The following is a 7,934-nucleotide window of genomic DNA, read 5'->3' as shown; positions in this document are numbered from 1 at the left end:
TTTTGCTTTTCTCCGCGAGGTTCTCACCGGAACCCCGCTGACCCGGCGGCTTGTTTGCCGTTGTTCCGTGTCAGTGGTGGCGCATTATAGGGAGTTCTGAGACGTTGACAAGCCCTGTTTTCAAAAAACTTTTCAACCGTCTTTTTTTTGCGCAAAACGCCATTAAAGCGGTAGTTTTTCCAGCGTTTCAAAGCCGTAACGCTGTAAAACGGGTAAAAGCTGTTCAGTATCCGGGGTAATCGCCATGCAAAAAGCCTTATTGGCATCATTCGATTTGGCATCCGGCGCTTCATGCTCCAGCAGCCATGCGGTGCGTCGAGCAATCGCCGCGCCGGAATCAATAAACCGCGTTCCTTCCGGCATGACCTGTTGCAACTCTTCCGCCAGTAGCGGGAAGTGCGTACAACCTAATACGACCGTATCAGGCGGTTCCTGCATCCGTAGCCATGGACGCAGAATTCGACGCAGCTCTTCCAACGGTACCGCTTCACCGTGAAGCTTCGCCTCGGCCAGTTCCACCAGCTCAGCGGAACCCAGCATTTCGATGCGGCATTCATTGGCAAAGCGGTCAATGAGTTCACGAGTATAAGGACGCTTGACGGTACCGCGCGTCGCCAGCAGGCCGACAATACCGTTCGCCGTTAAGCGCGCGGCAGGTTTAATCGCCGGTACGACGCCGACCACCGGGAAAGCGAACTTTTCACGTAGGGCTGGCAGGGAAACGGTACTGGCGGTATTACAGGCGATGACCGCCAGCGCCAGAGGATAGCGTTGCTGAACGGCAGTCACGATCTCAACAACACGCTCAACGATAAACTCTTCGCTCTTCTCGCCATAGGGGAAAGCAACGTTATCGAAAGCATAAATGTAATGTAGATCCGGCAGCAGCTGCCGAATCTCGTTATATACCGACAACCCACCGACGCCGGAATCAAACACCAGCACGGTGGGACGTGGATCAGAAGGTGTAGCTGCCAGACAAGGTGTATTCCCGTCCTGCAGTTTGGTAGCCATATACTGTCTCGTAATCTTTATCGAACAGGTTGGCTATTTTACCACGAACTGTGAGATGTGAGGTGACTGGATACGAAACTGCGAGATCCCACAAGCTTACGCCGCCCAGCTTAACGCTCTCAGGCGCATAGGTTACCGGGTCGTAAGTGTTGTCATAACGGGTGCCAAGATAGTGATAGGTCACACCCCAGTCGAAATCATAAACCTGCCAGTCCAGCTGGTATTTCACCTGTTGTTTTGCCCGGCGCACCAGCAGCTCGTTGGTTTTCGCATCACGCGCATCGACATAGTCATAGCTGATACTGTGCGCCAGCGGCCCGGTATCAAACGACGCCGTCGCTTCAATACCTTTAATACGCGCCTTGCCGACGTTGTAATATTTCATCAGCTGCGAGTCGTAGTCGATCAGATTGTCGATGTCGTTACGATATCCGGACAGCCGCCATGTCACCCCAGACGTCAGGCCTTCAAAGGCCCCTTCCCACTGCTTGCTCTCTTCCGGGTCGAGATTCTGATTACCATAGAAGCCGTACAGCTGGCCGAGATTCGGCGCTTTGTAGGCGGTGCCATAAGAGGCGATAAAGCGATAGCCGTCGATAAACTCCCACGCGGCGCTGCTCTGCCAGGTACCGTGCTGGCCAAACTGCGAGTTATCATCACTACGCGCCGCCCCTTCCAGGGTGAAATCGCCCAACTTTTGCAAGCCAGTGAGAAACAGGCCGGTATTACGGATTTCGTAGCCTTCGGTCACATAGTTCGTGCCAGGCTCGGTGGTTTGTTTCTGCCAGTCGATTCCAGCGCCAACGTTGCCGTGGCCAACATCGACCGTGTTCGCCCACTGCACGTTGTACTGTTTCACTTCATCCAGCGTCGCCGAGGTGTCATAGCGCCCCAGTCGCGGATCGTAATTGTAGTCCTTGCTGTGGCTATAGCTGGAAGTCAGCTGAGAGTGGAAGATATCCTGATTAAAACGCAGGCCGGCATCCCAGGTCTGGCTGTACAGCTGGCGAGTGTCGACTAATACGCCGCCATAAGGAGAGCCGTCGTAGGCCGTCCGGTTGTCATAGCCGTACCCGCGCACAAAGCCGCTCCACTCATTGGAGAAGCTATGCTCCAGCGCGCCGTAGATCGTTTTGCTCATAAAGCCATCGCGATCCGGCTGGCGAACGCCGCCGGTATTGCCTTCCGCAACCACATCAAAGCCTTTGGTATAGGTATAGTCTCCCGCCAGGGTGACGCGGGTATTACCGCCGAAAGTCTGCTGCGTGCTGCCGCCATAGTTCTGGTAGCCATTTGAGCCCACGCCGGCATTGAGCGTGGTGCCGTCCTGGTCGCGAGTGGTAATAATGTTCACCACCCCGCCAATCGCGTCTGAGCCGTAGACCGCCGAGCGCGGGCCGCGAACGTATTCAATGCGCTGCACCAGAGCGATAGGGAACTGGCTTAAGTCGGAAGAGCCGCTGACGCCCGCCTGATTCAGACGCACGCCATCCACCAAAATTAAGACATGGCTGGAGTTGGTGCCGCGTACGAAAAGAGAGCTCTGCTGCCCCATGCCGCCGTTTTGCGCGATGTCCACGCCCGGCAGGCGGCGCATCACATCGGTGAGAGAAGTTGACTGCCAGCGATCGATATCCTGCCGCGTCACCACGCTCACCGGCGCCAGCACGGTCTCGATAGGTTGCGCCACACGGTTTGCCGTCACCACTAACGTATTTGAATTGCTGTCCTGCGCCCAGCCGGAAAATGCCGTGACGGATAAAGCCGTCATCAGCGAAGCTTTTTTAATCATTGTAAAAGCATCCATAATATAGAGAGGATGCCGCCGGCTCTATCAGTAGCTCGCGATGATAGAAACCAAATGCGACGTATCCGGCAGGTCTTCGGGCTTGGAGGCTGCTTTAAGAAATAATGACTTCCCACGGCTAACCGCAGTGTCTGCACCGAGTGCGCTTATTTCTCGCCTTTCCTTACCGCTGCGCGTCAGCTCCAGATTCGCACTGGATTCCCTATTAACTCAGAGGACCGGTTGCAAGATGCTACAATTAGAAACATATAGATGTCCAGACTGCTATAACGATATTTCATCCGCAACGAGGGCTGGACATCCCCAATGCTTTCCCTACAATCCCCGCGTACTTATTTTATTCAGGATGCATCATGACCCCCGAACACCTTCCTACCGAGCAATACGAAGCGCAACTGGCAGAAAAAGTCGTCCGTTTGCAGAAAATGATGGCCCCTTTTGCCGCGCCGGTTCCGGAGGTGTTTCGTTCGCCGGTCAGCCACTACCGGATGCGCGCTGAATTTCGCCTGTGGCACGACGGCGACGACCTCTATCACATCATCTTCGATCAGCAGACCAAGTCGCGTATTCGCGTCGATACCTTCCCGGCCGCCAGCGAGCTCATCAACCAGCTGATGCCGGCAATGCTCGACGGCGTGCGCCATAACCCGGTCCTGCGCCATAAGCTTTTCCAGATTGATTATCTGACGACCATGAGCAACCAGGCCATCGTCTCGCTGCTCTATCATAAAAAGCTCGACGACGAGTGGCGCCAGCAGGCGGAAGCGCTGCGCGATGCCCTACGCGCGCAAAACCTCAACGTGCAGCTGATTGGCCGCGCCACTAAAACCAAAATTGAGCTCGATAGGGATTATGTCGATGAACGTCTGCCGGTTGGCGGGCGCGAAATGATCTATCGTCAGGTGGAAAACAGCTTTACCCAGCCAAACGCGGCGATGAATATTCAGATGCTGGAGTGGGCGCTGGACGTCACCAAAGGTTCCACCGGCGATCTGCTGGAGCTCTACTGCGGCAACGGCAACTTCTCGCTGGCGCTGGCGCGTAACTTCGAGCGCGTGCTGGCGACGGAAATCGCTAAACCGTCAGTCGCCTCCGCGCAATACAATATTGCCGCCAACCATATCGATAACGTGCAAATCATCCGCATGGCGGCGGAAGAGTTTACCCAGGCGATGAACGGCGTGCGGCAGTTTAATCGCCTGCAGGGCATCGATCTGCAGAGCTATCAGTGCGAAACCATTTTTGTCGATCCGCCGCGCAGCGGGCTGGATAGCGAGACAGAAAAAATGGTCCAGGCCTATCCGCGAATTCTCTATATCTCCTGCAACCCGGAAACACTGTGCCAGAACCTGGAAACCCTCAGCCAGACGCACAATGTCACCCGCCTGGCGCTATTCGATCAGTTCCCGTATACCCACCATATGGAATGCGGCGTCCTGTTAACGAAGAAATAAACGCATAAAAAAACCCGGCGAACGCAACGTTGCCGGGTTATTGCCTGGCGGATTACTCCGCCGCGGTATCTTTGCGGTTGCGCATCTTGTAACCGATCCAGAACACCATCACGACGGACAGCACCGCCGGGAAGAAGTTAGAGCCGATATCCGGATATTCTGCGCGCACCACGGTGCTATACAGCAGGACGCCGAGAATAAAGCAGGCGGCGGAAAGCCCCGGCAGCCCGACTGGCATACTGCGGTTCTGATAGCGCTGGTGCAGGCAGTACACCGTCAGCAGCAGCGACAGAACCGGGAAGATGGAAAAGGGAACGATTGAGCTGAACAGCGCGGCGAAGGTGCCATTAATGGACAAACCCGCGATCAGCGCCAGCAGTAGCGTACCTTTATCTTGAACTGAGTGTTTCATTGCTCGTCCTTCACGTTATTCGGAATGATGTGACATTTTTTCTTGTTCACGGCGATACCAGTAATACGCGCCTTTTGAAATCATTCTGAGCTGCAGTACCAGCCGCTCTTCCAGCTGTCGGCGCTGCTCCGGACTAACGTCCAACGCTTCCGCACCGGCGTTGAATACGATGGTGACCATAGCTTCAGCCTGCGCTTCAGTAAAGGCGCGCGGCATATGGTTTTCGAGTTCTAAATAGTCGGCAAGTTCCGCGATGAAATGCTGGATCTCGCGCGCTACAGCGGCTCGAAACGCCGCGGATGTGCCAGAACGCTCACGCAACAGCAGACGGAAAGCGTTCGGGTTGTTACCAATAAACTCCATAAAGGTAGAGACGGAGGTGCGGATCACGCTGCCGCCTTTCGCAATGCGCTGGCGCGCCTGGCGCATCAGCTGGCGCAACATTAGCCCGCTTTCGTCTACCATTGTCAGGCCTAACTCATCGACATCGCGAAAATGACGATAAAAGGACGTCGGCGCGATCCCTGCTTCCCGCGCAACCTCGCGCAAGCTCAGGCTGGCAAAGCTTCGCTCAGCGCTAAGTTGGCTAAATGCCGCTTCCACCAGCGAGCGGCGGGTTTTTTCTTTTTGTTGTGCTCTTACGCCCATCACGATGTATGAATCCTTCCAATAGCCCTGTCGGCACTATACCAGAGATTAAAACTAATCGGTTTGTACTGGATTGTGAATGATTGTTTATGAGCCGTTTCTGCTTTTATGCCGCAAAAAAGCACAACGATAATTGGGTTAAAGCTCGCCAAATGTTATCATCGTGTTTATTTTGTGTATAAAACAGGTGAGTAATGCCATGTCACACTCTTGGGATTATGATGCAATAGTGATTGGTTCCGGTCCTGGCGGCGAAGGCGCCGCGATGGGACTGGTGAAACAGGGAGCTCGTGTTGCCGTTATTGAGCGCTACCATAACGTCGGCGGTGGTTGTACCCACTGGGGAACCATCCCGTCAAAAGCGCTTCGCCATGCCGTCAGCCGTATTATTGAGTTTAACCAAAACCCCCTCTACAGCGACCATTCCCGTCTTCTCCGTTCTTCCTTCGCCGACATCCTCAACCATGCCGACAGCGTCATTAACCAGCAAACCCATATGCGTCAGGGTTTCTATGAGCGCAACCACTGCGAAATTCTGCAGGGCAACGCCCACTTTGTTGATGAGCACACGCTGGCGCTGGAGTGTCACGATGGCACCGTAGAAACGGTCACCGCCGAGAAATTTGTTATCGCCTGCGGCTCGCGCCCGTATCATCCGGCCGACGTCGATTTCCACCACCCGCGTATTTACGACAGCGATTCCATTCTTAGCCTGCACCACGAACCGCGCCATGTGATCATTTACGGCGCCGGGGTGATCGGCTGCGAGTACGCGTCGATCTTCCGCGGTATGGAGGTGAAGGTCGATCTGATCAATACCCGCGATCGTCTACTGGCGTTCCTCGATCAGGAGATGTCCGATTCGCTCTCCTATCACTTCTGGAACAGCGGCGTGGTTATCCGCCACAACGAAGAGTACGAGAAAATCGAAGGCGTTGATGATGGCGTGATCATGCATCTGAAATCCGGTAAGAAGCTGAAAGCTGACTGTCTGCTGTATGCCAACGGCCGTACCGGTAACACCGACACCCTGGCGCTGGAAAATATCGGTCTGCAAACCGACAGCCGCGGCCAGCTGAAAGTGAACAGCATGTATCAGACCGCTCTGCCGCATATCTATGCCGTCGGCGACGTTATCGGTTATCCGAGCCTGGCGTCAGCGGCTTACGATCAGGGGCGCATCGCCGCACAGGCGCTGATCAAAGGCGAAGCCTCCGCGCATCTGATTGAAGATATCCCGACCGGGATCTACACCATTCCAGAAATCAGCTCAGTGGGTAAAACCGAGCAGCAGCTAACCGCCATGAAGGTGCCTTATGAGGTGGGTCGCGCGCAGTTTAAACATCTGGCGCGGGCGCAAATCGTCGGTATGAGCGTAGGTACGCTGAAGATTCTGTTCCATCGTGAGACGAAAGAGATCCTCGGTATCCACTGCTTTGGTGAGCGCGCGGCCGAAATTATTCATATCGGTCAGGCGATTATGGAGCAGAAAGGTGGCGGTAACACCATTGAGTACTTCGTTAACACCACCTTTAACTACCCGACCATGGCCGAAGCCTATCGGGTAGCGGCGTTAAACGGCTTAAACCGCCTCTTTTAACGCCTTATCAAAGTGGCCATCCATAGTACTGCGGATGGCCTCCGCCAGATGCTCATAGCGGCTACGCAGCGGCGAACCAGGACGATAAACCAGCCCGATCGTACGTCTTGGTTCCGGCTTAATGCACGGAATATAGACCACGCCATCGCGTTTTCTCTCCTGCGGCACCGCCAGCGCCGGCAGCAGCGTAATACCACTTCCGGCGGCAACCATGTTGCGCAGCGTTTCAAGGCTGGTCGCCCGGAAGTGGGTATCTTCATCCGCACCCGCTTCAAAGCAGAAGCCCATCGCCTGGTCGCGCAGACAGTGTCCGTCTTCCAGCATCAATAGCTTTTCACCCGCTAAATCCGCCATCGGAACGCGATCGCGCTCTGCCCACGGATGGTCTTCGTAGATAGCCAGCATCATCGGCTCATCGAACAGCGGCACTTCGATAAAGGCTTCACTCTCTTTGACCAGCGCGAGGATCGCGCAGTCGAGCTTACCGCTATCGAGCTGCGCCAGCAGCTGATGGGTTTGCGCCTCATGCAGATACATTTCCAGCTTCGGGAAAGTCTGATGCAGCATCGGGATTATGTGCGGCAGCAAATATGGCCCCACCGTCGGGATCAGGCCGATATGCAGCGGCCCGGACATGGTTTCCCCTTGCTGGCTTGCCATCTCCTTGAGCACTTTTACTTCGCGTAGCACGGTACGCGCCTGATCCACCAGCAGCAAACCCGCCTGAGTGAACAGAACCTTACGGCTGGTGCGCTCCAGCAACATCACCCCAAGTTCATCTTCCAGCTTGCGAATTTGTCCGCTGAGCGTGGGCTGACTGACGTGGCAGGAATCTGCCGCACGTCGGAAGTGGCGATGTTCAGCCAGCGCTACCAGGTATTCAAGATCGCGAATATTCATTATTCATCCTCCATCGCCACGATAGTCCATGGCGATAGATAGAATAGCAACGAACGATTATCCCTATCAAGTTTTCTGTTCAATAATAACCACAGAAAC

7 protein-coding genes and 1 riboswitch are annotated in these 7,934 nt (G+C 54.9%); of the genes, 2 read left to right on the top strand and 5 right to left on the bottom strand.

The genetic code is table 11. The features are described from left to right. Positions 1-162: 162 nt before the first annotated feature. Complete coding sequence (gene murI, locus PGQ95_RS21640; RefSeq protein ID WP_015703959.1) at positions 163-1,014, bottom strand: glutamate racemase; 852 nt, start codon at positions 1,012-1,014, stop codon at positions 163-165. Further along, positions 959-2,806 carry a TonB-dependent vitamin B12 receptor BtuB gene (btuB, locus tag PGQ95_RS21635; protein WP_113374918.1) on the bottom strand — a complete coding sequence of 616 codons (1,848 nt, stop codon included), beginning with the start codon at positions 2,804-2,806 and terminating at the stop codon, positions 959-961. The genes murI and btuB overlap by 56 nt, the downstream gene beginning before the upstream one ends. A 65-nt stretch (positions 2,807-2,871) precedes the next feature. Then, positions 2,872-3,059, bottom strand: a riboswitch (cobalamin riboswitch). Positions 3,060-3,174: 115 nt separating this feature from the next. Here btuB and trmA point away from each other — a divergent pair. Further along, entirely contained in the window at positions 3,175-4,275 is a 1,101-nt protein-coding gene (trmA, locus tag PGQ95_RS21630; protein ID WP_113374917.1) for a tRNA (uridine(54)-C5)-methyltransferase TrmA, read from the top strand. A gap of 52 nt (positions 4,276-4,327) precedes the next feature. Here the strand turns inward: trmA and PGQ95_RS21625 are convergent, their stop codons facing one another. Together PGQ95_RS21625 and fabR are read right to left on the bottom strand one after the other, a co-directional pair. Then, positions 4,328-4,687 (bottom strand): YijD family membrane protein, encoded by a 360-nt coding sequence (locus PGQ95_RS21625; RefSeq protein WP_045395329.1) that lies wholly within the window; start codon positions 4,685-4,687, stop codon positions 4,328-4,330. A 15-nt stretch (positions 4,688-4,702) separates the two neighbouring features. Next, positions 4,703-5,338 carry an HTH-type transcriptional repressor FabR gene (fabR, locus tag PGQ95_RS21620; RefSeq protein WP_015368907.1) on the bottom strand — a complete coding sequence of 212 codons (636 nt, stop codon included), beginning with the start codon at positions 5,336-5,338 and terminating at the stop codon, positions 4,703-4,705. 196 nt (positions 5,339-5,534) lie between these two features. Between fabR and sthA the strand changes: the two genes are divergently transcribed. Next, positions 5,535-6,935, top strand: coding sequence for a Si-specific NAD(P)(+) transhydrogenase (gene sthA, locus PGQ95_RS21615; protein ID WP_015368908.1), 1,401 nt, complete (start codon positions 5,535-5,537; stop codon positions 6,933-6,935). On the opposite strand, the gene oxyR is transcribed toward sthA, so the two are convergent. Next, entirely contained in the window at positions 6,918-7,835 is a 918-nt protein-coding gene (oxyR, locus tag PGQ95_RS21610; RefSeq protein WP_015368909.1) for a DNA-binding transcriptional regulator OxyR, read from the bottom strand. The genes sthA and oxyR overlap by 18 nt on opposite strands. Between the last annotated feature and the right edge of the window lie 99 nt (positions 7,836-7,934).

Origin of the sequence: Klebsiella sp. 141240 (genome assembly GCF_050600805.1) — a bacterium.
GTDB classification, from domain to species: Bacteria; Pseudomonadota; Gammaproteobacteria; order Enterobacterales; family Enterobacteriaceae; genus Klebsiella; species Klebsiella aerogenes.
This window is presented reverse-complemented; position numbering and strand designations above follow the sequence as displayed.

Coding starts and splice junctions, on each gene's coding strand:
- murI (WP_015703959.1), bottom strand. CDS start 1,014: ATGGCTACCAAACTGCAGGACGGGAATACACCTTGTCTGGCAGCTACA.
- btuB (WP_113374918.1), bottom strand. CDS start 2,806: ATGATTAAAAAAGCTTCGCTGATGACGGCTTTATCCGTCACGGCATTT.
- trmA (WP_113374917.1), top strand. CDS start 3,175: ATGACCCCCGAACACCTTCCTACCGAGCAATACGAAGCGCAACTGGCA.
- PGQ95_RS21625 (WP_045395329.1), bottom strand. CDS start 4,687: ATGAAACACTCAGTTCAAGATAAAGGTACGCTACTGCTGGCGCTGATC.
- sthA (WP_015368908.1), top strand. CDS start 5,535: ATGTCACACTCTTGGGATTATGATGCAATAGTGATTGGTTCCGGTCCT.
- oxyR (WP_015368909.1), bottom strand. CDS start 7,835: ATGAATATTCGCGATCTTGAATACCTGGTAGCGCTGGCTGAACATCGC.